Annotated in this window: 21 protein-coding genes; 8 read left to right on the plus strand and 13 right to left on the minus strand. The window is 73.8% G+C overall.

Annotation, left to right across the window (positions count from 1 at the left end; genetic code table 11):
• Positions 1–5: 5 nt before the first annotated feature.
• The gene (locus HPT28_RS01445; protein ID WP_219088375.1) at positions 6–683 is read right to left on the minus strand and encodes a response regulator transcription factor; all 678 of its coding nucleotides are present in this window, start codon (positions 681–683) and stop codon (positions 6–8) included.
• A gap of 414 nt (positions 684–1097) precedes the next feature.
• Between HPT28_RS01445 and HPT28_RS01450 the strand changes: the two genes are divergently transcribed.
• Positions 1098–2597, plus strand: coding sequence for a peptide MFS transporter (locus HPT28_RS01450; protein ID WP_219088377.1), 1500 nt, complete (start codon positions 1098–1100; stop codon positions 2595–2597).
• Positions 2598–2850: 253 nt separating this feature from the next.
• Here the strand turns inward: HPT28_RS01450 and HPT28_RS01455 are convergent, their stop codons facing one another.
• Both HPT28_RS01455 and HPT28_RS01460 read right to left on the minus strand, forming a co-directional pair.
• Entirely contained in the window at positions 2851–3354 is a 504-nt protein-coding gene (locus tag HPT28_RS01455; protein WP_219088378.1) for an ATP-binding protein, read from the minus strand.
• Positions 3355–3542: 188 nt separating this feature from the next.
• Positions 3543–3926: an STAS domain-containing protein gene (locus tag HPT28_RS01460; protein WP_219088380.1), complete on the minus strand. Its 384-nt coding sequence runs from the start codon at positions 3924–3926 to the stop codon at positions 3543–3545.
• Positions 3927–4217: 291 nt separating this feature from the next.
• Between HPT28_RS01460 and HPT28_RS01465 the strand changes: the two genes are divergently transcribed.
• Together HPT28_RS01465 and HPT28_RS01470 are read left to right on the plus strand one after the other, a co-directional pair.
• Positions 4218–5144 carry an RNA polymerase sigma factor SigF gene (locus tag HPT28_RS01465; protein WP_219088382.1) on the plus strand — a complete coding sequence of 309 codons (927 nt, stop codon included), beginning with the start codon at positions 4218–4220 and terminating at the stop codon, positions 5142–5144.
• A 245-nt stretch (positions 5145–5389) separates the two neighbouring features.
• Positions 5390–5860, plus strand: coding sequence for a fibronectin type III domain-containing protein (locus HPT28_RS01470; protein ID WP_257577917.1), 471 nt, complete (start codon positions 5390–5392; stop codon positions 5858–5860).
• Here HPT28_RS01470 and HPT28_RS01475 read toward each other — a convergent pair.
• The 7 genes from HPT28_RS01475 to HPT28_RS01505 form a co-directional block, all read right to left on the minus strand.
• On the minus strand, positions 5844–6479 hold the full coding sequence (locus HPT28_RS01475; protein WP_308119036.1) for a TIGR03086 family metal-binding protein: 636 nt from the start codon (positions 6477–6479) through the stop codon (positions 5844–5846). The two genes, HPT28_RS01470 and HPT28_RS01475, sit on opposite strands and share 17 nt — an antisense overlap.
• 66 nt (positions 6480–6545) lie before the next feature.
• Entirely contained in the window at positions 6546–7727 is a 1182-nt protein-coding gene (gene hutI / locus HPT28_RS01480; protein WP_219088385.1) for an imidazolonepropionase, read from the minus strand.
• A gap of 114 nt (positions 7728–7841) precedes the next feature.
• On the minus strand, positions 7842–9176 hold the full coding sequence (locus HPT28_RS01485; RefSeq protein WP_219088387.1) for a formimidoylglutamate deiminase: 1335 nt from the start codon (positions 9174–9176) through the stop codon (positions 7842–7844).
• On the minus strand, positions 9167–10354 hold the full coding sequence (locus tag HPT28_RS01490) for an allantoate amidohydrolase (RefSeq protein WP_219088526.1): 1188 nt from the start codon (positions 10352–10354) through the stop codon (positions 9167–9169). The genes HPT28_RS01485 and HPT28_RS01490 overlap by 10 nt, the downstream gene beginning before the upstream one ends.
• An 11-nt stretch (positions 10355–10365) precedes the next feature.
• Positions 10366–12081 (minus strand): urocanate hydratase, encoded by a 1716-nt coding sequence (gene hutU / locus HPT28_RS01495; protein WP_219088389.1) that lies wholly within the window; start codon positions 12079–12081, stop codon positions 10366–10368.
• Positions 12082–12291: 210 nt separating this feature from the next.
• Positions 12292–13446, minus strand: a complete 1155-nt coding sequence (locus HPT28_RS01500) for a hypothetical protein (RefSeq protein WP_219088391.1) — start codon at positions 13444–13446, stop codon at positions 12292–12294.
• A 234-nt stretch (positions 13447–13680) separates the two neighbouring features.
• Positions 13681–14901, minus strand: a complete 1221-nt coding sequence (locus tag HPT28_RS01505) for an acetyl-CoA C-acetyltransferase (RefSeq protein WP_219088393.1) — start codon at positions 14899–14901, stop codon at positions 13681–13683.
• A gap of 326 nt (positions 14902–15227) precedes the next feature.
• Here HPT28_RS01505 and HPT28_RS01510 point away from each other — a divergent pair, with 326 nt between their 5' ends.
• Positions 15228–16058, plus strand: a complete 831-nt coding sequence (locus tag HPT28_RS01510) for a Bax inhibitor-1/YccA family protein (protein WP_219088395.1) — start codon at positions 15228–15230, stop codon at positions 16056–16058.
• Between the two features lie 184 nt (positions 16059–16242).
• Here the strand turns inward: HPT28_RS01510 and HPT28_RS01515 are convergent, their stop codons facing one another.
• A complete protein-coding gene (locus HPT28_RS01515; RefSeq protein ID WP_219088396.1) occupies positions 16243–16476 on the minus strand; it encodes a DUF4287 domain-containing protein in 234 nt (77 codons plus the stop codon).
• Positions 16477–16593: 117 nt separating this feature from the next.
• On the opposite strand from HPT28_RS01515, the gene HPT28_RS01520 reads away from it, so the two are divergent.
• The gene (locus tag HPT28_RS01520) at positions 16594–16944 is read left to right on the plus strand and encodes a hypothetical protein (RefSeq protein WP_219088398.1); all 351 of its coding nucleotides are present in this window, start codon (positions 16594–16596) and stop codon (positions 16942–16944) included.
• 103 nt (positions 16945–17047) lie between these two features.
• On the opposite strand, the gene HPT28_RS01525 is transcribed toward HPT28_RS01520, so the two are convergent.
• Complete coding sequence (locus tag HPT28_RS01525; RefSeq protein ID WP_257577900.1) at positions 17048–17917, minus strand: MurR/RpiR family transcriptional regulator; 870 nt, start codon at positions 17915–17917, stop codon at positions 17048–17050.
• Between the two features lie 107 nt (positions 17918–18024).
• On the opposite strand from HPT28_RS01525, the gene HPT28_RS01530 reads away from it, so the two are divergent.
• The gene (locus HPT28_RS01530) at positions 18025–18441 is read left to right on the plus strand and encodes a hypothetical protein (RefSeq protein ID WP_219088400.1); all 417 of its coding nucleotides are present in this window, start codon (positions 18025–18027) and stop codon (positions 18439–18441) included.
• 260 nt (positions 18442–18701) lie between these two features.
• On the opposite strand, the gene HPT28_RS01535 is transcribed toward HPT28_RS01530, so the two are convergent.
• Complete coding sequence (locus HPT28_RS01535; protein ID WP_219088402.1) at positions 18702–20084, minus strand: cystathionine beta-synthase; 1383 nt, start codon at positions 20082–20084, stop codon at positions 18702–18704.
• A gap of 181 nt (positions 20085–20265) precedes the next feature.
• Between HPT28_RS01535 and HPT28_RS01540 the strand changes: the two genes are divergently transcribed.
• On the plus strand, positions 20266–21294 hold the full coding sequence (locus HPT28_RS01540; protein WP_219088404.1) for an SGNH/GDSL hydrolase family protein: 1029 nt from the start codon (positions 20266–20268) through the stop codon (positions 21292–21294).
• A gap of 86 nt (positions 21295–21380) precedes the next feature.
• Positions 21381–21563 (plus strand): hypothetical protein, encoded by a 183-nt coding sequence (locus HPT28_RS01545; protein WP_219088406.1) that lies wholly within the window; start codon positions 21381–21383, stop codon positions 21561–21563.
• Positions 21564–21635 lie beyond the last annotated feature (72 nt).

Genomic DNA, 21635 nt, shown 5'->3' on the forward strand with positions numbered 1-21635 from the left:
CGGGGCTAGTTCTTCTCGAACCGGAAGCCGACGCCGCGCACGGTGGAGATGTAGCGCGGGTTGGCGGCGTCGTCACCGAGCTTCTTGCGCAGCCAGGAGATGTGCATGTCGAGCGTCTTGGTCGACGACCACCAGGTGGTGTCCCAGACCTCGCGCATGAGCTGGTCGCGGGTGACGACGCGGCCGGCGTCCCGGACCAGCACCCGCAGGAGGTCGAACTCCTTCGCGGTGAGCTGGAGTTCCTCCTCACCGATCCAGGCGCGGTGGGACTCGACGTCGATGCGCACGCCGTGGGTCGTCATCGGGTGCGGGGGCTCGGCGGTGCCCCGGCGCAGCAGGGCCCGGACCCGGGCGAGCAGTTCGGCGAGCCGGAAGGGCTTCGTCACGTAGTCGTCCGCGCCCGCGTCCAGGCCGACGACGGTGTCCACCTCGTCGGCGCGGGCGGTGAGCACGAGCACGGGGAAGCCGAAGCCCTCGGTGCGGAGCCGGCGGCAGACCTCCAGGCCGTCCATGCCGGGCAGACCCAGGTCCAGCACGACGAGGTCGACCTCCCCGTGGAGTCCGGCCTCCAGGGCACTCGGCCCGTCCTCCCGGACCTCCACCTCGTAGCCCTCCCGGCGCAGGGCCCGGGCGAGCGGCTCGGAGATGGAGGCGTCGTCCTCGGCGAGCAGTACTCGGGTCATGGCCCGATGGTAGTCCTGCCCGGCTGACCTGCGGGCCAGTAGGGGAGAGAGGCGGTCGCACAGCGTGAACCACCTCTGGTCTAGCCCGCACTATCGAGGGATGAAACGGTGATGAACCTGGGAAGCGATAGTGAAAGCTGATTTTCTCCTGTGATCCATCCCTCATTGGCCTTCGAATGGCGGTGGAACCTCGCGTAGGGTGAGCGCGCCTCCCCCGTGGGGCCAGGGCCGCCACGCGCGGCGCCCGGCGTGCAGCGCGCCGCGGTGCCCCGTGCCGGGCCCCTGCCGGGACCGGGAAACGACCAGCCCGGCCCCTCTCCGCGCGGACCGGCGCCACCGGCCCCGTGGCATCCCCCCGTCCGGGCGCGTGCCCCCACCCTCCGGCGCGCGTCGCGAACCCACAAGGAAACCCCCATGGCGTCCAGCACGACGAAGGCCGACGCCGCGAACGGCGGCAGGACCTTCTTCGGCCACCCCCGAGGGATGGCCACCCTCTTCATGACGGAGATGTGGGAGCGCTTCTCCTGGTACGGAATGCGCGCCATCCTCGTCCTGTACCTCATCGCCGGGGTACTCGACGGCCCCCTGGAGGACCGCGAGGCGCTCGCCGCCGCGATCTACGGCGTCTACAACGCCGTCGTCTACATGACCTCGATGCCGGGCGGCTGGGTCGCCGACCGGCTCTGGGGCGCCCGCAAGGCCGTCCTCGTCGGCGGCGTCGTCATCGCCTCCGGCCACTACGTCCTGGCGATCCCGAACGACACGACGTTCTTCCTCGGCCTCGGCCTCATCGCCATCGGCACGGGCCTGCTGAAGCCCAACATCTCCGCCATGGTCGGCGGGCTGTACGAGGGCCAGTCCGGCGCGCGCCGGGACGCCGGCTTCACCCTCTTCTACATGGCGATCAACATCGGCGCCCTGGCCGCGCCGCTGGTCGTCGGCACCCTCGGCGAGAACGTCAACTGGCACCTGGGCTTCGGCATCGCCGGCGTCGGCATGACCCTGGCCGTCGTCCAGTACGTGCTCGGCGCGCGGCACCTGGGCGAGGTCGGCCGCCACCCGGCCAACCCGGCCACCCCCGAGGAGAAGCGGCGCGTCCTGAACCGGACGCTGCTGTGGAGCGGGATCGCGGTCGGTGCCCTCGTCCTGGACGTGGCTCTGGGCACGTTCGACATCGAGCACGTCGTCAACGCGCTGGCCGTCCTCGGCATCGTCCTTCCCGTCGGCTACTTCTGGCTGATGTTCCGCAGCCCGAAGCTGACGGCCCAGGACCGGCCGAAGATCGTCGCCTTCGTGTGGTTCTTCGTCACCGCGGTGCTGTTCTGGATGATCTACGACCAGTCCGGCTCGCTGCTGACGATCTTCGCCGACCAGAAGACGGACCGCGGCATCGGCGGCTGGGAGTTCCCGGCCTCCTGGTTCCAGTCCGTGAACCCGGTCTACGTGATCATCCTGGCACCCCTCTTCGCGGCCCTGTGGGTGCGACTGGCCCAGCGGAACCGCGAGCCCAGCACGCCGGTCAAGTTCGGCCTGGCCATGCTGCTCATCGGCGGATCCTTCGGTCTCATGGGCCTGGCGGGCGCCGCTGCCGCCGCCAGCGACACCGGGCAGGTCACGGTGTTCTGGCTGCTGGGCGTCTACCTGGTGCAGACCCTCGGCGAGATGTGCCTCTCCCCGGTGGGCCTCTCCCTGTCCACCAAGCTGGCGCCCAAGCAGTTCGTCAGCCAGATCATGGGCCTGTGGTTCCTCGCGACCGCGACCGGCAACGCGCTCAACGGCTGGGTGACGCGGCTCAACGAGCCCCTCGGCGACACGCTCTACTACACGATGTGGGCGATCGTCGCGGTGGCCGCGGGCCTCGCCTTCACCGCGGGAGCCCGCCGCCTGCGGGTGCTGATGGGCGACGTCGGCTGACCCCTCTGACCCCCCGGACGGGCCCGGGGAGCCCACGGTGGGTCCGTGCCGAGGCGAGGCCCTCGGCACGGACCCACCGTCGCCTTGGCGCGGACCTCCCCAGCGCAGCGCGATCCCGCGCGGCGCTGGGGGGCCGAGCTGAGGCGCAGGGCCAACAGGCGGGACCCCGGGCAGGAACTGCCCCTGAACGCGCGTCGTGGCCCGCGGGTGCGTCGTGACTGGTCGCGCGGTTCCCCGCGCCTCCAACGGGGCGCTACGGCTGGGCCAGCTCGGCCCAGACCGTCTTGCCCCGGCCCTCGGGTGCGTGGACGACGCCCCAGTCGGCGCACAGGCGCTGCACGATGAACATGCCGTGACCGCCGGGGCGGCCGGCCCGGTGCGGGGTACGGGGCTCGGGGCGTCCGTCGCCTCCGTCCACCACCTCCACGCGCACCGACTTCGGGCCGCGCGCCACCCGGACCTCCTCGGGCCCGCCGGCGTGCAGGCAGGCGTTGGTGACCAGCTCCGAGACGACGAGCAGCACGTCCTCGGCCGCGGCCTGGGCGTCCCAGTCGGCGGCGGGCAGCCAGCCCCAGTCGTTCAGGGCCTCGCGGCTGAAGTCCCGGGCCCGCTGGACGGCCCCGCTGACGCCGAGCAGCCGCAGGCGACGCACCTGCCGCAGCTCGCGCACCTGCCCGGACGGCGGGGCGCAGGCAGCCGGAGCGCCTTCGGACTCCGGGCCGATCTCGCCCGCCGGAGAGGGCCGGGTGGTGCTCATCAGTCCTTCACCTCACCGGTTCCCGAGTTGGACCTATGCCGCCAGCAGATACAGAGGGTCTCCTGCCCGTCCACCCGGTGGGAACACCCACCGATTCCGCCGGGCTCGTGTGATGCGGATTACGCTGCGCCGGACGGACGCCGCAGCACGTGGTTCCACGCGGAGCTCGGCGTGTCGGCGCGCAACGCTCAGGTGTCGGGCAGCGCCTCCAGCGCGTCGGTCAGCGCGTCGTGGACGGTGAAGACGGCTCCGGCTCCGGTGATCTCGAAGACCCGCGCCACGACGGGGCGCATCGCCGCGAGGTGGACGGCGCCGCCGGCGGCCTCGGCCTCCAGCCGGGCGGCGAGGAGCACGTTGAGCCCGGTGGAGTCCAGGAACTCCAGCCGCGAGCAGTCGACGAGGAGGTACCTGCACCCCTCTTCAAGGGCGGATTCCAGTGGTGTACGCAACAGTTCGGCGGTGTGGTGATCAAGCTCACCCTCGGGCGTGACCACGGCGGTCTCCCCCGCGTGACGCACGCCGACCGTCAGGCGCCCCCGGTGGCTCGTGCTCCCGGGCATTCCGCGGTCCATGCACACCTCATCTGCGTCTTCATCTGCGTTTTCGCGGCCGGTCGCGCCCTGCGCCGCGCGCTGCTCAACCCCCCGTGATCGCACCTTCGAACCCTACGCCTTGACGGCTCCCGCGGGTACCGGAACGAAACGTTCTATCGGTGCGATCCGGACATATCGCACTTGCCATCCCCGCGCAACACCGGATACCCCTAGAAAAGAACCAGCCAGTACGTCAGCCATGGAGGCGCCGCACCTAGCAGTGCACGTCACGGCCCCGGCAGCCTGATGCCGGTCAACGAGGAGGACAGCATGTCACCCCAGCTCGACGAGATACCCGCCGAGCATCCCCTGTGCGAGGGCTCCGAAACCGTCGACGCTGACCCCGTCGATTCGGACCCCGTCGATTCGGACTCCGTCGATATCGACGCCGCCCTCGCCGGACTTCCCGAGATCCCTCCCTACGACGAGATCGCGCCACACGACGCGCGGGCCCTGTCCAAGACGCTCTTCGAGCGCCTCGCCTCCGCCGAGGAGGGGACGCACGAGCACGCCTACGTCCGCAACACCCTCGTCGAGCTCAACCTCGCTCTGGTGAAGTTCGCCGCCTCCCGTTTCCGCTCCCGCAGCGAGCCGATGGAGGACATCGTCCAGGTCGGCACCATCGGCCTCATCAAGGCCATCGACCGGTTCGAACCGGACCGGGGCGTGGAGTTCCCGACCTTCGCGATGCCGACGATCATCGGCGAGATCAAGCGGTTCTTCCGTGACACCTCCTGGTCCGTGCGCGTCCCGCGCCGCCTCCAGGAGCTGCGCCTCGACCTCGCCAAGGCCGGTGACGAGCTCGCCCAGACGCTGGACCGCGCGCCGACCGTCGCCGAGCTGGCCGAGCGGCTGAACCTCTCCCGCGACGAGGTCGTCGAGGGCATGGCGGCCAGCAACGCCTACACCGCCAGCTCGCTCGACGCCCAGCCGGAGGAGGACGACGCCGAGGGCGCCCTCGCCGACCGCATCGGCTACGAGGACCACGGCCTGGAGGGCATCGAGTACGTCGAGTCCCTCAAGCCGCTGATCGCCGAGCTGCCCCCGCGTGACCGCCGCATCCTCTCGCTGCGCTTCGTGGCCAACATGACGCAGTCGGAGATCGGCGAGGAGCTGGGCATCTCCCAGATGCACGTCTCCCGCCTGCTGTCGCGCACGCTCGGCAAGCTGCGCAAGGGGCTGCTCATCGAGGAGTGACCCGGCGGCGCGCCGCACCGTCCGGCACCCGCGCCCGGGGCCCGTCCGGACGCCCGCCTCTCAGCCGAGGCGAGCGTCCAGGCGGGCCCTCGCCGTATGCGCGCGCCGAGTTGCGGAGGGTCACACCCGGCGCCGCAGAATGAGGGGACGGCAACCGGAAGCCCGTCGTCCCCAGGAGGTCTCCCGTGGCGTTCAGGTGCGCGATCGGCCGGGCAGTTCCGGCCACAGTGACGGCCGTGCTGGTCATGACGCTCACGGCGGCGGCCGGAGCGTCCGGCACGGGCACGGCGGCCGGAGCGTCGCCCGCGGGCCCCGGAGAGGCCGCGGGGGCCCCGGCGGGCCGCACGGGGGCGTCCGGCCAGGCGTTGGGCTTCGGGGCGGCCCAGGACCCGCGGCGCCCTCCGCTGGCGTCTCAGGCGGCTCTGGCGCCGCCCCCGGTGCCGCGCGGGCTCGACGCCCGGGTCGTCGGGCCCGGCACCGTCCTGCTGAGCTGGCTGCCGCCCGCCCCGGCCGAGGGGGCCACGCCCGTCGCGGGCTACCGGATCCACCAGCAGGGCACGGCCACCCCGGTCGCCGAGGTGGGGGCACGCACGCTCCGGACGGAGATCACCGGGCTGGAGCCCGGCATCGGCTACACCTTCAGCGTCCGGGCGGTGAACGCGGCGGGCCACGCCTCGCCGGACTCCCGCCCCGTGGACGTCACGCTTCCGGAGTAGCCCCCGGGGCGGCCCCCGGAGCGGGGCACAGCACGGCCCGGTCCGGGTCCCGGCCCAGATAGGCGACCAGCCGGTCGCCCGGCGGCGCCGACGCCGACACCCGACGCGGCGGGGCGAACAGCGGCGCCCGCTCTCCCGCGGCGGGCACCAGCAGCGGCGCGACCCGCAGCAGCTCGGCCGCGAGCGGCGCCGGAACCGGCCGCTCCGGCCGGCCCCGGGCGCGGTGGACGTCCCAGCCGTGAACGGCGATCTCCAGGGCGCCCGCACAGGTCACCGCGCGGGTGGCGAGCGGGCACCCGCCCACCGCCACGGCCCGCCGGCCCGGATCGGCGGCCGACCAGGCGGCCAGCAGTCCGCAGGCCCGGGCCCGCAGCGCCGGGACGGGGTCGGCGGCCTCCTCCCGTGGCTCGGGAGCCGGGAGGAGCGCGACGGCCCCGTCGTCCACGGCCTCCCGCAACGCGGTGAGTGACTCGTTCAGATGGCGCAGCAGTGCGCGCAGGTCCCACCCCCGGCACGGTGTGGGCCGCTCCAGCTCCGCACGTGTCACGTCCCGCACCGCCCCGAGGGCGAAGCCGAGGGCCCGCTCCAACAACTCCGTGCCGTCCGGCCAGGCTGTCACCAGGCCCCCTTCTCCTCGTCCCGCGCCGACCTTCTCAGCGGTACAGACCGACGGGGGCCGGGGAACTCATCGGTGCACGACGCGCGCCCCGCCCTGCCAGACGTCCGTCACCAGCGGAACGCCGGGGCGGTAGGCGAGGTGGACGTGGCTGGGGGCGTCGAGCAGCATCAGGTCGGCGCGGGCGCCCGGGCGCAGTCGCCCGACGTCCTCGCGGCGCAGCGCCGCCGCCCCGCCGACGGTGGCGGACCACACCGCCTCATCCGGGGTCATGCCCATCTCGCGCACCGCGACGGCGACGCAGAACGGCATCGAGCTGGTGAACGACGAGCCGGGGTTGCAGTCGGTGGACAGGGCGACGGTGACGCCCGCGTCCAGCAGCCGCCGGGCGTCGGGGTACTCCGCGCGGGTGGAGAACTCGCAGCCGGGCAGCAGGGTGGCCACGGTCTCGCCCTCGGCCAGCGCCGCGACGTCGGCGTCCGTCAGATGGGTGCAGTGGTCGGCGGAGGCCGCGCCCAGCTCCACGGCGAGCCGCACGCCCGGCCCGTAGGTCAGCTGGTTGGCGTGGACGCGCGGCTGGAGCCCGCGCGCCATGCCCGCGGTGAGGACGGCCCGCGCCTGGTCCCCGTCGAAGGCCCCGCGCTCGCAGAAGACGTCGACCCAGCGGGCGTGCGGCGCGCAGGCGTCGAGCATGGGCCCGGTGACGAGGTCGACGTACCCGGCCACGTCGTCGGCGTACTCGGGGGCCGCCACGTGGGCGCCGAGATAGGTGACCTCCTCCACCCGCTCGGCGGCGATCCGCAGGGCCCTGGCCTCCTCCTCCGGCGTGAGCCCGTAGCCGGACTTGGTCTCCAGCGTGGTGGTGCCCTGGCGCAGCGCCTCGCGCACATACCGGTCGAGGGTGGCGGCCAGTTCGGCGTCGGAGGCCGCGCGGGTGGCGGCGACGGTGGTGCGGATGCCGCCGGCCGTGTAGGCGCGCCCGGACATCCGGGCGTTGAACTCCTCGGTGCGGTCACCGGCGAAGACGAGGTGCGAGTGGGAGTCCACGAAGCCGGGGAGACAGGCCCGGCCCCCGGCGTCGTGGGCGGTGTCGGCGGCGGGGGCCTCGGCGTCCGGACCGACCCAGGCGACGCGCCCGTCCTCGATGAGCACGGCCGCCCGCCGCAGGAGGCCGAGCGGCCCCTCGCCCAGCTCCGGATCGCCCGTGACCAGGCTTCCGATGTCACGGATGAGGGTGGTCGAGGCAGCCATGGGGCTCCTTCACGGTGCGTCGGGTGGCGTGGGGTTCGCGGTTCTGCGGTGGGTGCGGGCGGGGCCCCGGTGCGGCGTGTGACCGGGGGTGGCGGGGCGCGGGTGTGTGGCGGGTCAGCCGGTGAGCGCGCAGACGGCCTCGGCCAGCGCGGCGGCCGTGTCGGTCACCCTCGTGTGGGCGCCGTCGCGGACGATGTGCCGCCCGCCGACGACGGTGTGCCGGACGTCCGCGCCGCTCGCCGCGTACACGGCGGTCTCGGCGGCCAGCCGGGGCGGGGGCCCGGCCGTGCGGACGCTGTCGAGGGCGACGGTGGTGAAGTCGGCCAGCCGGCCCACCGCGATGCGCCCGGCGTCGGGCCAGCCGAGCGCGTCGTGCCCGGCCTCGGTGGCGGCGTGCAGCAGCCCGGCCGCCGTCCAGTGCCCGCGGGTGCGGGTGCGCAGCCGCTCGTCCAGCTCCATCGCCCGGGCCTCCTCGAAGAGGTCGACGACGGCGTGGCTGTCGCTGCCCAGGGACAGCGGGCTGCCGGCCCGCTGGAGGGCGACAGCGGGCCCGATGCCGTCGGCCAGGTCCCGTTCGGTCGTGGGGCACATGCACACGCCGGTGGCCGAGCCGCCGAGCGCGGTGATGTCGGCGTCGGTGAGGTGGGTGGCGTGGACGGCGACCGTGCGGGGCCCGAGCACGCCGTGGTCGGCGAGCAGCTCGGTGGGGGTGCGCCCGTGCGCGGTCTGGCACGCGTCGTTCTCGGCCGGCTGCTCGGACAGGTGGACGTGCAGCGGCAGATGCCGGTCCGCCGCCCACAGGGCGACGGTCTCCAGCTCCTCCGCGGGCACCGCCCGCACGGAGTGGACGGCCGCGCCCAGGCGGGTGTTGCCGTCGGCCCTCAGTTCGCCCGCCCGCGCGGCCCAGCCCTCGGCGGTCCCGTCGGAGAACCGGCGCTGCGGCGGCGTGGGCGGCTGTCCGAAGCCGGCGGACAGGTAGCAGGTGTCGAGCAGGGTGATGCGGACGCCCGCGTCCGCCGCGGCGGCGGTCAGGGCGTGGCCCATGGCGTTCGGGTCGGCGTAGGGGGTGCCGCCGGGCGCGTGGTGCAGGTAGTGGAACTCTCCGACGCAGGTGATCCCGGCCAGCGCCATCTCCGCGTACGCCGCGCGGGCGAGCGCGTAGTAGGTGTCGGGGGTGAGGCGTTCGGCGACGCGGTACATCTGCTCGCGCCAGGTCCAGAAGTCGCCGCCGCCGGCCTGGACGAAGCCGCGCAGGGCCCGGTGGAAGGCGTGGCTGTGGGCGTTGGCCAGGCCCGGCAGGGTGAGGCCGCGGAGCACCTCGGCGCCGGGCGGCGGGGCGGGCACGTCGTGGCGGACGGCGCTGATGTGGCCGTCCGCCACGTCCACGGCCACGCCCGAGGCCACCCGGCCGTCCAGCCAGACGTGTTCGGTCCAGTAGGTCACCGGCACGCGAGGTCCTCCAGTACGTCGGCGAGCGCGTCGACCCCGGCGTGGCAGTCGTCCTCGGTGGCCTGCTCGGCCGGGGAGTGCGAGACGCCGGTGGGGTTGCGCACGAACAGCATGGCGGTGGGGACGGTGTCGGCCAGGATTCCGGCGTCGTGTCCCGCCCCGGTGGGCAGCACGGGCACGCCGTCGAGCCGCGCGGCGATGCGGTCGCGCAGGTCGTGCGCGAACTCCACCACGGGGGTGAAGGACTCGCGGGTGACGCCCACCCGGACGCCGTCGCCGCGGCCGTGCTCGACCGCCGCCCGCTCGATGGCGGTGACGACGGCGTCGAGCGTCGCCTCGTCGGCGGCCCGCGAGTCCAGCCAGCCGCGGACGCGGGAGGCGATGGCGTTGACGCCGTTCGGGTCCACCGCGACCTTGCCGAACGTGGCGAGCGCCCCGGCCGCCTCCGCCTCCGCGCGGGCGGCGAGGACGGTGCGGGCGTAGGTGAGCATCGGGTCGCGGCGGTCGGCGATGCGGGTGGTGCCCGCGTGGTTGGCCTCGCCGTGGAAGTCGAACCGCCAGCGCCCGTGCGGCCAGATGGCGGAGGCGACGCCGACGGGGTGCGGGGTGTCGGCCAGTGCCCGGCCCTGCTCGACGTGCAGCTCGACGAAGGCCCCGACGCGGGCCAGCCGCTCGGGGTCCGGCCCGAGGGCCTCGGGGTCCTGCCCGGCGCGTTCCATGGCGCGGGCGAGGGTGACGCCGTCGGCGTCCCGCAGCTCGCGGGCCGTCTCGGGGCCGAGCTTGCCGCTGCTGAGCCGGGAGCCGGTGCAGGCCACGCCGAACCGGGCGCCCTCCTCGTCGCCGAAGTTCACCACGGCGAGGGGACGGTCGAACTCCCGTCCCCGGGCGCGCAGCTCATCCAGGGCGGCGAACGCGGAGACGACGCCGAGCGGCCCGTCGAAAGCGCCACCGTCGGGCACCGAGTCCAGGTGGGAGCCGGTGACGACGGCGTCCCCGGCGGCCGGGTCGCCCAGCCAGGCCCACTGGTTGCCGTTGCGGTCCGTCTCGCAGGCCAGCCCGCGCGCCGTCGCCTGGTCGTGGAACCAGGCGCGGCAGTCGGTGTCGGCCGGGGTCCAGGCATAGCGGCGGTAGCCGCCGGTCTCGGCGCTGCGGCCGATGCCCGCGAGATCCCGCCACATCTCCAGGAAGGTCACGCCCGCTCGCCCTCGCCCTCGGAGCTCTCGGAGCCCTTGGAGCCCTCGCGCATGGGGACGCGGACGGCGCGCTCGGCGGCGACCTCGTCCGCCCGCTCGTACCCGGCGTCCACGTGCCGGATGACGCCCATGCCCGGGTCGTTGGTGAGGACGCGCCGGATCTTCTCCCCGGCCAGCGGGGTGCCGTCGGCCACCGTGACCTGTCCGGCGTGGATCGAGCGGCCCATGCCGACGCCGCCGCCGTGGTGGATGGAGACCCAGGAGGCCCCGGAGGCGACGTTGACCATGGCGTTGAGCAGCGGCCAGTCGGCGATGGCGTCGGAGCCGTCGAGCATGGACTCCGTCTCCCGGTAGGGGGAGGCGACCGAGCCGCAGTCCAGGTGGTCGCGGCCGATGGCGACGGGTGCGGACAGCTCGCCGCTCGCCACCATGTCGTTGAACCGCTCGCCCGCGCGGTCGCGTTCGCCGTAACCGAGCCAGCAGATGCGGGCGGGCAGGCCCTGGAAGTGCACCCGCTCCCCGGCCATCCTGATCCAGCGGGCCAGCGACTCGTTCTCCGGGAAGAGGTCGAGGATGGCGCGGTCGGTGGCGTGGATGTCCTTCGGGTCACCGCTGAGGGCGGCCCAGCGGAACGGGCCCTTGCCCTCGCAGAACAGCGGGCGAATGTAGGCGGGGACGAAGCCGGGGAACGCGAAGGCGCGTCCGTACCCGGCCAGCTGGGCCTCGCCGCGGATGGAGTTGCCGTAGTCGAAGACCTCGGCGCCCGCGTCCTTGAAGCCGACCATCGCCTCGACGTGCCGAGCCATCGACTCCCGGGCCCGCGCGGTGAAGTCCGCGGGCTTCTCGGCGGCGTAGGACGCCATGTCCGCGAAGTCGACGCCGAGGGGGAGGTAGGCCAGCGGGTCGTGGGCGCTGGTCTGGTCGGTGACGATGTCGATGGGGGCGCCCATGGCCAGCAGCCGGGGCACGAGGTCGGCGGCGTTGCCGAGGACGCCGATCGACAGCGGCTTGCGCTGGTCGCGGGCGGCGGTGGCCAGCTCCAGGGCGTGGTCGAGCGAGTCGGCCCGCACGTCGAGGTAGCGGTGCTCGATGCGGCGGTCGATGGCGCGCGGGTCGCAGTCGACGCACAGGGCGACGCCGTCGTTCATGGTGACGGCGAGCGGCTGGGCGCCGCCCATGCCGCCGAGCCCGGCGGTGAGCGTGATCGTCCCGGCGAGCGTGCCGCCGAAGCGCTTGGCGGCGACGGCGGCGAAGGTCTCGTAGGTGCCCTGGAGGATGCCCTGGGTGCCGATGTAGATCCAGGAGCCGGCGGTCATCTGGCCGTACATCGTGAGGCCGAGCTGCTCCAGGCGGCGGAACTCCTCCCAGTTGGCCCAGTCCCCGACGAGGTTGGAGTTGGCGAGGAGGACGCGCGGAGCCCACTCGTGCGTCGTCATGACGCCGACGGGGCGGCCGGACTGGACGAGCATCGTCTCGTCGGCCTTGAGCGTGCGCAGGGTGCGGACCATGGCGTCGAAGGAGCGCCAGTCCCGCGCCGCCTTGCCGGTGCCGCCGTAGACGACGAGCTGGTCGGGGTGCTCCGCGACCTCGGGGTCGAGGTTGTTCTGGAGCATCCGCAGGGCGGCCTCCTGCTGCCAGCCGAGCGTGGTGAGCTCGCTCCCCCGGGGTGCGCGCACCGTGCGCGGTCCACTCTGCCCTGCCTGTGCTGCCATGAGCCCCTGCCTCCCGGACGCCGGTGTGTGCCGCCTGAACGGATCGAAGTATTCACACACTCTACGAACTGAATAGAACTAGTCAACACCGCCGACGCCCCGACACGGCGCACCGGGCTCCCCGTACGACGACGCCGCCCCGGCCGGATCGCGGTGCGACCGGCCGGGGCGGCGGAGGAACGGTGACGGGGCCCGCTCAGCGGGCGGGGCTCACAGGGAGGCGATGACGCGGTCGGCCAGGACGTAGACCGTCTCGTCCTCGCAGCCGAAGGTCAGGGCGTAGCCGCCGGAGACGCCGGAACCGCCGAGCAGCACGGGCGGCTTCCCGGCGCGCAGGGCGTCGGCCAGCCGCTCCGCCGTCTCCCGGTGCCCCGGTGACAGACAGACGGTGGTGCCGTCGGCGAACACGTAGACGTCCAGCGTGCCCAGGGGGCCGGGGCGCACGTCGGCCAGCTCCGTGCCCGCCTCGGCCACGGCGGCCAGCCGGGCCAGCGTGCGCTCGGGGTCGCTCTCCGGCGAACCGGCCTGCGCCGGGACCACCGGCTCACCCGACAGGGTGTGGTGCGGGTTGGAGGGGTGACGGCGGCGGGCGGCGGCCCGCCCGGCCGCCTCGGCGTCCGCCCGCGCGGACTCCGCCGGGTCGACGTCGACGTGCACGGCCTCGACGTGCGCCGCCTCGGCGGTGGGCTCGACGCGCGCCTCGACGTCCACGGGCTCGGCGTCGTACTCCACGCCGGAAAACGCCATGCCGTGCTGCTCGTGCTCGGCGTGCCGGTCGTGCTCGGCGCCGGCGAACTCGGTGTCGTGCTCGACGTCGACGCGCTCGGGGGCCGATCCCCCGGGGCCGGCGGGGCCGTTGTCGCTCCCGGGCTCCTCGGCGCTCCCCGGGCGGGCGGCGGGGGCCCGGTCGCCCGAGTCGCGGTCGGGCTGGCGCGGCACCACGGGCTGGCCGGCCGATGTCGCCACCTCGTCGAGGAGGGCGTCCAGCAGCGCCGCGTCCATGGCGCCCACGATGTGGTCGGAGTGGCCGTCGTAGGGCCCGGCCGCGAGCCCGGAGGCCAGGCCGGGGGGCGGCCCGCCACCCAGCCCCTCCGCGTCCCGTGCCTCCTGGGCGGCCCAGAAGGCACGCGCCTCGGCGAGCTCGCGCTCGCGTTCGGCCGCGAGCGCGTCCGCGACCGCGGCCCGGACCTCCTCACCGACGGGCTCCGTGCGGGCGGCGGGCACGGCACGGCGTGCCCGCGTCGCGAGGTCACGGCGGAGTCCGGCCACCTCGCGGCGCAGCCCGCGCACGGCGTGCAGGGCGGCCCCGCCGAGGGCCGCGACGACCACGGCGGCCAGCAGCAGGATGAGGGATATGGCGATCACTGGACGTTCTCCCGACTCGGCTTCAGCCCCGATTCCTACCCCACCTTTACCGCGCCCCGGGCTCAAGCACAGCGGAAAACGTCACAAAACGTGCATGCACCCCCGAACGAACCTCTGGCCAAAGCCTTACTGAGCTGCGAAAAGAGTACGCCCCTGGGAGGTAGATCACATCCCAGGGGCGTACCACCCTCCGGGGTCACCCGGCCCCGCGGCCGGACGACCCACGGGGCCGGATCAGCTCAGGCGCTCCAGGACCATGGCCATGCCCTGGCCGCCGCCCACGCACATCGTCTCCAGCGCGAACTGCTTGTCGTGCCACTGGAGGGAGTTGATCAGCGTCGTCGTGATGCGGGCGCCCGTCATGCCGAAGGGGTGGCCGACCGCGATCGCACCGCCGTTGACGTTCAGCCGGTCCAGGTCGATGCCCAGGTCCCGGTAGGAGGGGATGACCTGCGCGGCGAAGGCCTCGTTGATCTCCACCAGGTCCATGTCACCGATGGTCATCCCGGCCCGGGCCAGCGCCTGCCTGCTCGCCTCGACCGGGCCGTAGCCCATGATCTCCGGCGACAGTCCGGACACCCCGGTGGAGACGACGCGGGCCAGCGGCGTGATCCCCAGCTCGCGGGCCTTCGTGTCGGACATGACGACCAGGGCCGCGGCGCCGTCGTTCAGCGGGCAGCAGTTGCCCGCCGTCACCAGACCGTCGGGGCGGAAGACCGGCTTCAGCCCCTCGACGCCCTCCAGCGTGACGCCCGCGCGGGGGCCGTCGTCCTTGCTGACCACGGTGCCGTCCGGCGTCGTCACCGGCGTGATCTCGCGCTCCCAGAAGCCGTCCGCGATGGCCTTCTCGGCCAGGTTCTGCGAGCGGACGCCGAACTCGTCCATGTCCCGCCGGGTGACGCCCTTCACCCGGGCCAGGTTCTCGGCGGTCTGCCCCATGGCGATGTAGACGTCGGGGAGCTCGCCGGACTCACGCGGGTCCGTCCAGCCCTCGCCGCCCTGCTCGGCGCGGGCCGCCGTACGGGCCTCGGCGTCGGCGAAGACCGGGTTGTGGGTGTCCGGCAGCCCGTCCGAGCTGCCCTTCACGCTGCGGGAGACCGCCTCGACGCCCGCCGAGATGAAGACGTCGCCCTCGCCCGCCTTGATCGCGTGCATCGCCATCCGCGTCGTCTGCAGGGACGACGAGCAGTAGCGGGTGATGGTGCAGCCGGGCAGGTGGTCCATGCCGAGCTGTACGGCCACCACGCGGCCGAGGTTGTGGCCCTGCTCACCACCGGGGAGGCCGCAGCCCAGCATCAGGTCGTCGATGTCCCGCGGGTCGAGCTGCGGAACCTTGGCCAGCGCGGCGCGCACGATCTCCGTGGTGAGGTCGTCGGGGCGCACGTCCTTGAGAGAGCCCTTGAAGGCGCGCCCGATCGGCGAGCGGGCGGCGGAAACGATCACTGCTTCGGGCATGACGACTCCAGGAAGACGGACGGGCCGGAACTCCTCGCGAAGCTACCCGTGCGTAGCGCCGAGGTCACGGTTCCCGTCGTGTGAAACGGCTCGCAACAGCGGCCCGACCGGCGCGACCGGCCTCGGCACGGACCGCGGCCGGCAGGCTTCGGACCACCGCGCGGACCCCCGAAGGACCCGTGCACGGGAACGCCTGTACGAAGGGTGTCACGTAAAGGGAACAATTTCCTCTCTTCCCCGCGTTGGAGCAGTGGACTACCGTGCGGCCTTTGCTCAACCATTACCCTGATCGAAGACGCCGTGCCGTGCGGCCATGGAGGAGTGAGATGAGGAGCAGCAACCCGGTCTTCTCGCGACGGGGGTTCAGTCGGGACGGATCCGCCGGCTTCCAGGCCGGCCAGCCGCAGGCCGGGAACCCCTACGCTGCCCAGGCGGGGAACCCGTACGCCCAGGCGCAGCCGGGCCTGGGCCACGCGCCCGCGCCCGCCGCCCCGCGCACCGACCGCATGACGATGGACGACGTGGTCTCGCGCACCGCGATGACCCTCGGAACCGTCGTCCTGACCGCCACCGCCGCCTGGATCCTGAACGTCGGCCTGGGCATCGCCATCGTCGCGCTGCTCGTCGCCTTCGGCCTGGGCATGTGGCAGTCCTTCAAGGCCAAGGCCTCCCCGCCGCTCATCATCGCCTACGCCGTCTTCGAGGGCGTGTTCCTGGGCGCGATGAGCAACTACATCAACACCTACGCCCCCGGGGCCGCCATGCAGGCGGTCATCGGCACCATGGCGGTGTTCGGCGCGGTGCTGTTCCTGTACAAGTCGCGGATCATCCGGGTCAACGCCCGGTTCGCCCGCTTCGCCATCGCCGCCGGTATCGGCTACGGCATCCTCTGCCTGGTCAACCTCGGCTTCGCGCTCTTCGGCGCGGGTGACGGCTGGGGTTTCCGCACCGGCACCATCGGCATCCTCATGGGCATCGCCGGTGTCGTCATCGCCTCGCTGTTCCTCGCCCTGGACTTCAAGCAGGTCGAGGACGGCATCGCGTACGGCGCCCCGCGCGAGGAGGCCTGGCTGGCCGCCTTCGGCCTGACGATGACCCTGGCCTGGATCTACTTCGAGTTCCTGCGCCTGGCCTGGATCCTCAACAGCAGCGACTGACGCGGCTGACGCGGCTCCACCGCCGCGACGAACGGCCCGCGAGGCGATGCCTCGCGGGCCGTTCCGCGTCTGCTCAGGGCGCCCTTCCCGGACTCCGCCCACCGGTATCCGCGCCGCGTCGGTCAGTGCCGCGTATCGGGCAGAACCGCACGTCGTCACCCGCGTGTCGGCCCCGCGTGTCGGTTCAGTGCTTGCGTGCGGCCCGGCCGCGACGGCGGTCGTGCTCGTGGATGATGGCCTTCGCGTGGCCGTAGGCGAGGTTGTGCTCCCCGCGCAGCCAGCTGACCTTTTCCTCGAAGCGGAAGAACGACGGACCGTCGTCGACGGTCCGCATCCAGTCCCCCACTTCACGTCCCGTGCACTCGGGGATGCGGGCGAGCAGGTTCTGATGGGTCTCGTCGGAGAAGAGTTGGGACATCGGCGCCTCCGGACGCGTTCGCTGAGTCCTTCCCGACACCGTGCCCGAGGAGCGGGGCGTTGGCAACAGGCCCTCCGGGTACCGAAGGCTTCCACCGGGGGCGCTTAGGCTTGCGGTGTGCTCGATGTGACGCCCCTGATGACCGCCGTCGACGCGCTCGCCGACCGGCTGCGCGCCCTGCCGCAGAGTGCGCTGCGGCGCGGCGCCGCCGCCGAGGCGCTGGCGCTGGCCCGCGATCTCGCGGCACGGGCCCAGCGCGTCGAGGAGCCGGGGCACGCTCCCCGGGAGCTGCCGGACGCGGGCCTGTTCGCCGTCGGGGACCAGGTGGCGGTGGCCGGGCACGACCTGGCCCAGGCCCTGTCGACCGAGGTGGCGCGGGCGGGCGGCACGCCCTCGGAAGCGGTCGGCCGGGAGCTCGCCGAGGCGCTGGAGCGGGTGGCGGCCACGACCCGCGCCGCCCTGCGCTGAGCCGCTGCGGCGCTCGCGGGGCTCAGGCGATCGCAAGCCTTGCGGACTCACGGACTTGCGGGCTCAGGCGCTCGCGGGCTGCGGGACTCAGGCGCTCGCGGGCTCAGGGCAGGAAGAGGCCGCGTTCGGCCGCCCGGGCGTCGAACTCCTCCAGCCGTGCCTGGGCATCGGGGAGTTCGTCGCACATGGCCTCCAGCAGCACGCGGCCGAGGAGCATCGGCGCGCAGGCCGTGTCGAAGACCAGCCCGGTGCCGACGGCGGCCGGCAGCAGGATGTCCTCGGGGTGCGCGACGGGCGCGAAGGCGCTGTCGGCGACGGTGACGATGCGCAGCCCGGCCGCCCGGGCCTGCTCGACGGCGCCCTGGACCTCGCGCGGGTGCCGGGGCAGGGCGAAGCACATCAGGGCGGTGGCCCCGGCCCGCCCGGCGGCGTCGATGCGGTCGGCGAGCATGGTGCCGCCCTCGTCCAGCAGCCGCACGTCCGGGTGCACCTTCGCGGCGAAGTAGGCGAACCCGCGGGCCTGCGCGGAGGCGGCGCGCAGCCCGAGCACCGGCAGCGGCCGCGAGCCGGCCAGGACCCGCGCGGCTTCGACGACGGGGGCGGGGTCGGCGAGCTGGGCGGCCAGCAGCCGCAGGTTGTCGATCTCCTCGCGCACGGCCTGCTGGTAGGCGTTGGCGGTGTGCTCGCCCCCGCCGCCCGGGGCTCCGGCGCCGGGGGTCTCCCGCAGGTGGCGGCGCAGCGCGGGGTAGCCGTCGAAGCCGAGCGCCACCGCGAACCGGGTCACCGAGGGCTGGCTCACCCCGGCCAGTTCGGCCAGCTCCACGCTGGAGAGGAAGGGCGCGTCGTCGGCCCGCCTCACCATGCACTGCGCGATGCGCCGCTGCGTCGGGGTCAGCCGGTGCCCCTCGAACAGCTTGTGCAACCGTGCCGCCGCGCCGGACATGGCCTCCACCCGCCCTCCCTGTGCTTTCATCCCTCGCCATTCCTGTATGACTCTATGCAAAGGGTGGGCGGACCGGTGCGGCGACCGGGGGGTTAGCCCCCGTGCCTTCCCCGCCGCCGCGGCCTACCGTCACCGGTATGAGTGCGGTGGACCCCGAAATGAAGCGGGAACTGGACGCGACCCTGCAGACGCGCAAGGAGCTGGGTTCCGAGTACGACGACGCGCTCGTCGACTCGTTCCTGGAGAAGGTCGACGTCCGGCTGAACGAGATCGTGGACACCCGGGTGCGGCGGCGCCTGGCCGAGCAGCGCATGTCGGCCGTGCGGGAGGCGTCCTCCGGGCGTCGCGGGCTGGACGGCCCGTCCGGCCCCGGCGCCGTCTTCGCCCTGGCCGTGATCTCCCTGGTGCTCGGCATCCCGCTCTCCGCGGTGGCCGGTCACCAGGCGGGGCTGGCCGGGATCCTCGTCGCCTGGGCCGGGATCGTCGGCGTCAACGCCTTCCACTCGGCCGGACGGCTGCCCTGGGGCCAGCGCCGCGCCGCGGACGAGGGCTGAGGCGGGAGAGAAGACGGGGGACCGTCGAACCCCCGGTGTGACACCGGGGTCGGGACGACGACGGTCCCCCGGGGCGCGTGAGACGTGCCCAGGCGGCGCATCCTCCGGGAGCCGCTCCGGAGTGCCGCAACGCATCGGCGCCGTTGCCGACACCGATCATGATGCCGGGCCGCCGTTAACGGACCGTTGCGCGGCCGTGACTCCTGGGCCACCGGCCGCGCACCGCGTTTCCACCGTGTTCCACGGCCCGTCGAGAGCCCCTACCTGGCCAGGAACGCCAGGAGGTCCTGGCGGCTGACGACACCCGTCGGCTTCCCGTCGAAGAGCACGATGGCCGCGTCCGCGTGCTCCAGCACGGCCATCAGGTCGTTCACCGGCTCGCCCGAGCCGACCTGCGGCAGCGGGTCGCTCATGTGCTTCTCCAGCGGGTCTCCGAGGGAGGCGCGCTGGGTGAAGAGCGCGTCCAGCAGTTCCCGCTCGACGACGGAGCCGACGACCTCGGCCGCCATCACGTCCGGGTGGCCCGCGCCGGGCTTGACGATCGGCATCTGGGAGACGCCGTACTCGCGCAGCACGTCGATCGCCTCGCCGACCGTCTCCTCCGGGTGCATGTGGACGAGCGAGGGCATCGCGCCGCCCTCCTTGTGGTTCAGCACGTCCGCGACCCGGGCCGCCGTCGGCTCGCCCTCGGCGAGGAAGCCGTAGTCGGCCATCCAGTCGTCGTTGAAGATCTTCGACAGGTAGCCGCGTCCGCTGTCCGGCAGCAGGACGACGACGACGTCCTCGGGCGTGAGCCGCTCGGCGACGCGCAGCGCGGCGACCACGGCCATCCCGCAGGAGCCGCCCACCAGCAGGCCCTCCTCCTTGGCCAGGCGGCGGGTCATCTGGAAGGAGTCCTTGTCGGACACGGCGATGATCTCGTCCGTGACCTCACGGTCGTAGGCGGAGGGCCAGAAGTCCTCGCCGACGCCCTCCACCAGGTAGGGGCGGCCGGAGCCGCCGGAGTAGACGGAGCCCTCCGGGTCGGCGCCGACGATCCTCACCCGCCCGTCGGAGACCTCCTTGAGGTAGCGCCCGGTACCGGAGATCGTGCCGCCGGTGCCGATGCCCGCCACGAAGTGGGTGATGCGGCCGTCCGTCTGCTCCCACAGCTCGGGACCGGTCGTCTCGTAGTGGGACCGGGGGTTGTTCGGATTGCTGTACTGGTCCGGCTTCCAGGCCCCGGGGGTCTCCCGCACCAGCCGGTCGGACACGTTGTAATAGGAGTCGGGGTGTTCCGGCGCGACCGCGGTCGGGCAGACGACGACCTCGGCGCCGTAGGCCCGCAGCACGTTGATCTTGTCCGTCGACACCTTGTCCGGGCAGACGAAGATGCAGCGGTAGCCCTTCTGCTGGGCGACGATCGCCAGCCCCACGCCCGTGTTGCCCGACGTGGGCTCGACGATCACGCCGCCGGGCTTCAGCTCGCCGGAGCGCTCGGCCGCCTCGATCATGCGGACCGCGATGCGGTCCTTCACCGAACCGCCCGGGTTGAAGTACTCCACCTTCGCCAGGACGGTGGCCCCGGAGGCGGACGTGACGTTGTTCAGCTTGATCAGCGGGGTGTTGCCGACCAGCTCGATCATCGACTCGTGATACTGCAATGTGGTCTCCGCATCGGAAGGAGCGACCGCGATCGCGGTCCCGTGACAGCAGCCTATTCCGCGTACCCGCCTTACGGGGCGTTGCAGCGGGGACCAGGGCGGGCAACAACCGGATAGGCGCGCGAACGGGAGACGGGGCGGGCCGCCGGCGGAACGGCGCGACGGGAAGGGCGGGCAGGGGATGTCCAGGGCGAGGGTGGCACGGCGCATCGCGGCCGCCGCCGCGTACGGCGGGAGCGGGATCGGACTGCTGGGCGGCGCGGCGGTCGGCGTGCTGGTGGCCGAGGTACAGCTCACCAGACGGAAGGTCGGCGGCCCCCCGGAGCTGCCGCCCCAGGCCGACGGCCGGTACGGCGCCGCCTTCGGACAGCGCGGCGTCCCCGCCCTGCGCCTGGCGTTCCTGGGCGACTCCACCGCCGCCGGGCAGGGCGTCTACCGCGCCCGTCAGACCCCCGGCGCCCTCGTCGCCTCCGGCCTCGGCGCCGTCGCTGAGCGCCCGGTACGGCTGCGGAACGTCGCCCTCCCCGGCGCCTGCTCGGACGACCTCGACCGCCAGGTCAGCCTGCTGCTGGCCGACCCCGACCGCGTACCCGACGTGTGCGTGATCATGATCGGGGCCAACGACGTCACCGAACGGATGCCGCTCGGCCGCTCGGTGCGGTACCTCTCGGACGCCGTGACGCGGCTGTGCTCGGCGGGCTGCGAGGTCGTCGTCGGCACCTGCCCGGACCTGGGCTCGGTGGAGCCCATGGGCCAGCCGCTGCGCTGGCTGGCCCGGCGGCTGAGCCGGCAGCTCGCCGCCGCGCAGACCATCGCCGTCGTCGCCCGCGGCGGCCGCACCGTGTCCCTGGGCGACCTCCTCGGCCCGGAGTTCGCCGCCAATCCGCGCGAGCTCTTCGGGCCCGACCGCTACCACCCCTCCGCCGAGGGCTACGCCACGGCCGCCATGGCCGTCCTGCCCACCGTGTGCGGGGCGCTCGGGCTGTGGCCCGAGGCCGAGGAGCGGCCGGACGCCGCCCGCCGCGAGGCCCTGCTGCCCGTGGCCCACGCCGCGGCGCGGGCCGCCTCCGAGGGCGGCACCGAGGTCAGCGCCGCCCGGGGCCCCTGGGCCCTCCTGCGCCACCGCAGGCGCCGCCGCCTCCCCGCCGAGGACCCGGCCCCGGCCCCCGAGACCGCCGACGCGGACGCCGAGGCCCGGCCCCCGAACTGACCCGGCGTCACCTTCGTCTGCCCGCACAGAGATCCGTGGCCAAAACCCGACGCACGGTGTCACTGGGTGCCCCTACTCTGTAACCCATGACCTTCTCCTCCCCGTCTCCCGACCCGGCGCGTGCCGCCCCGGCCGACGACGTGAACGCCGCCATCCGGCGCCTGATGGAGCAGCCCGCCGACGCCCGTCGGGCCGAGGAGTACAGCCGCCTGCTCACCCTGTGGGCCCGCGCCGCGTCCGACACCTCCGCCTGGACGACCGCCGCCTGAGCCGGACGGTTCACAGCACGGCGATGCCCAGGAGCCACACCGCGGCAACGGCCACCCCTCCTTGACCGGGTC

The organism is Streptomyces sp. JJ38 (assembly GCF_019303475.1).
GTDB lineage: Bacteria > Actinomycetota > Actinomycetes > Streptomycetales > Streptomycetaceae > Streptomyces.

Coding starts and splice junctions, on each gene's coding strand:
- HPT28_RS01445 (WP_219088375.1), bottom strand. CDS start 683: ATGACCCGAGTACTGCTCGCCGAGGACGACGCCTCCATCTCCGAGCCG.
- HPT28_RS01450 (WP_219088377.1), top strand. CDS start 1,098: ATGGCGTCCAGCACGACGAAGGCCGACGCCGCGAACGGCGGCAGGACC.
- HPT28_RS01455 (WP_219088378.1), bottom strand. CDS start 3,354: ATGAGCACCACCCGGCCCTCTCCGGCGGGCGAGATCGGCCCGGAGTCC.
- HPT28_RS01460 (WP_219088380.1), bottom strand. CDS start 3,926: ATGGACCGCGGAATGCCCGGGAGCACGAGCCACCGGGGGCGCCTGACG.
- HPT28_RS01465 (WP_219088382.1), top strand. CDS start 4,218: ATGTCACCCCAGCTCGACGAGATACCCGCCGAGCATCCCCTGTGCGAG.
- HPT28_RS01470 (WP_257577917.1), top strand. CDS start 5,390: ATGACGCTCACGGCGGCGGCCGGAGCGTCCGGCACGGGCACGGCGGCC.
- hutI (WP_219088385.1), bottom strand. CDS start 7,727: ATGGCTGCCTCGACCACCCTCATCCGTGACATCGGAAGCCTGGTCACG.
- HPT28_RS01490 (WP_219088526.1), bottom strand. CDS start 10,354: ATGTGGCGGGATCTCGCGGGCATCGGCCGCAGCGCCGAGACCGGCGGC.
- hutU (WP_219088389.1), bottom strand. CDS start 12,081: ATGGCAGCACAGGCAGGGCAGAGTGGACCGCGCACGGTGCGCGCACCC.
- HPT28_RS01505 (WP_219088393.1), bottom strand. CDS start 14,901: ATGCCCGAAGCAGTGATCGTTTCCGCCGCCCGCTCGCCGATCGGGCGC.
- HPT28_RS01510 (WP_219088395.1), top strand. CDS start 15,228: ATGAGGAGCAGCAACCCGGTCTTCTCGCGACGGGGGTTCAGTCGGGAC.
- HPT28_RS01515 (WP_219088396.1), bottom strand. CDS start 16,476: ATGTCCCAACTCTTCTCCGACGAGACCCATCAGAACCTGCTCGCCCGC.
- HPT28_RS01525 (WP_257577900.1), bottom strand. CDS start 17,917: ATGAAAGCACAGGGAGGGCGGGTGGAGGCCATGTCCGGCGCGGCGGCA.
- HPT28_RS01530 (WP_219088400.1), top strand. CDS start 18,025: ATGAGTGCGGTGGACCCCGAAATGAAGCGGGAACTGGACGCGACCCTG.
- HPT28_RS01540 (WP_219088404.1), top strand. CDS start 20,266: ATGTCCAGGGCGAGGGTGGCACGGCGCATCGCGGCCGCCGCCGCGTAC.
- HPT28_RS01545 (WP_219088406.1), top strand. CDS start 21,381: ATGACCTTCTCCTCCCCGTCTCCCGACCCGGCGCGTGCCGCCCCGGCC.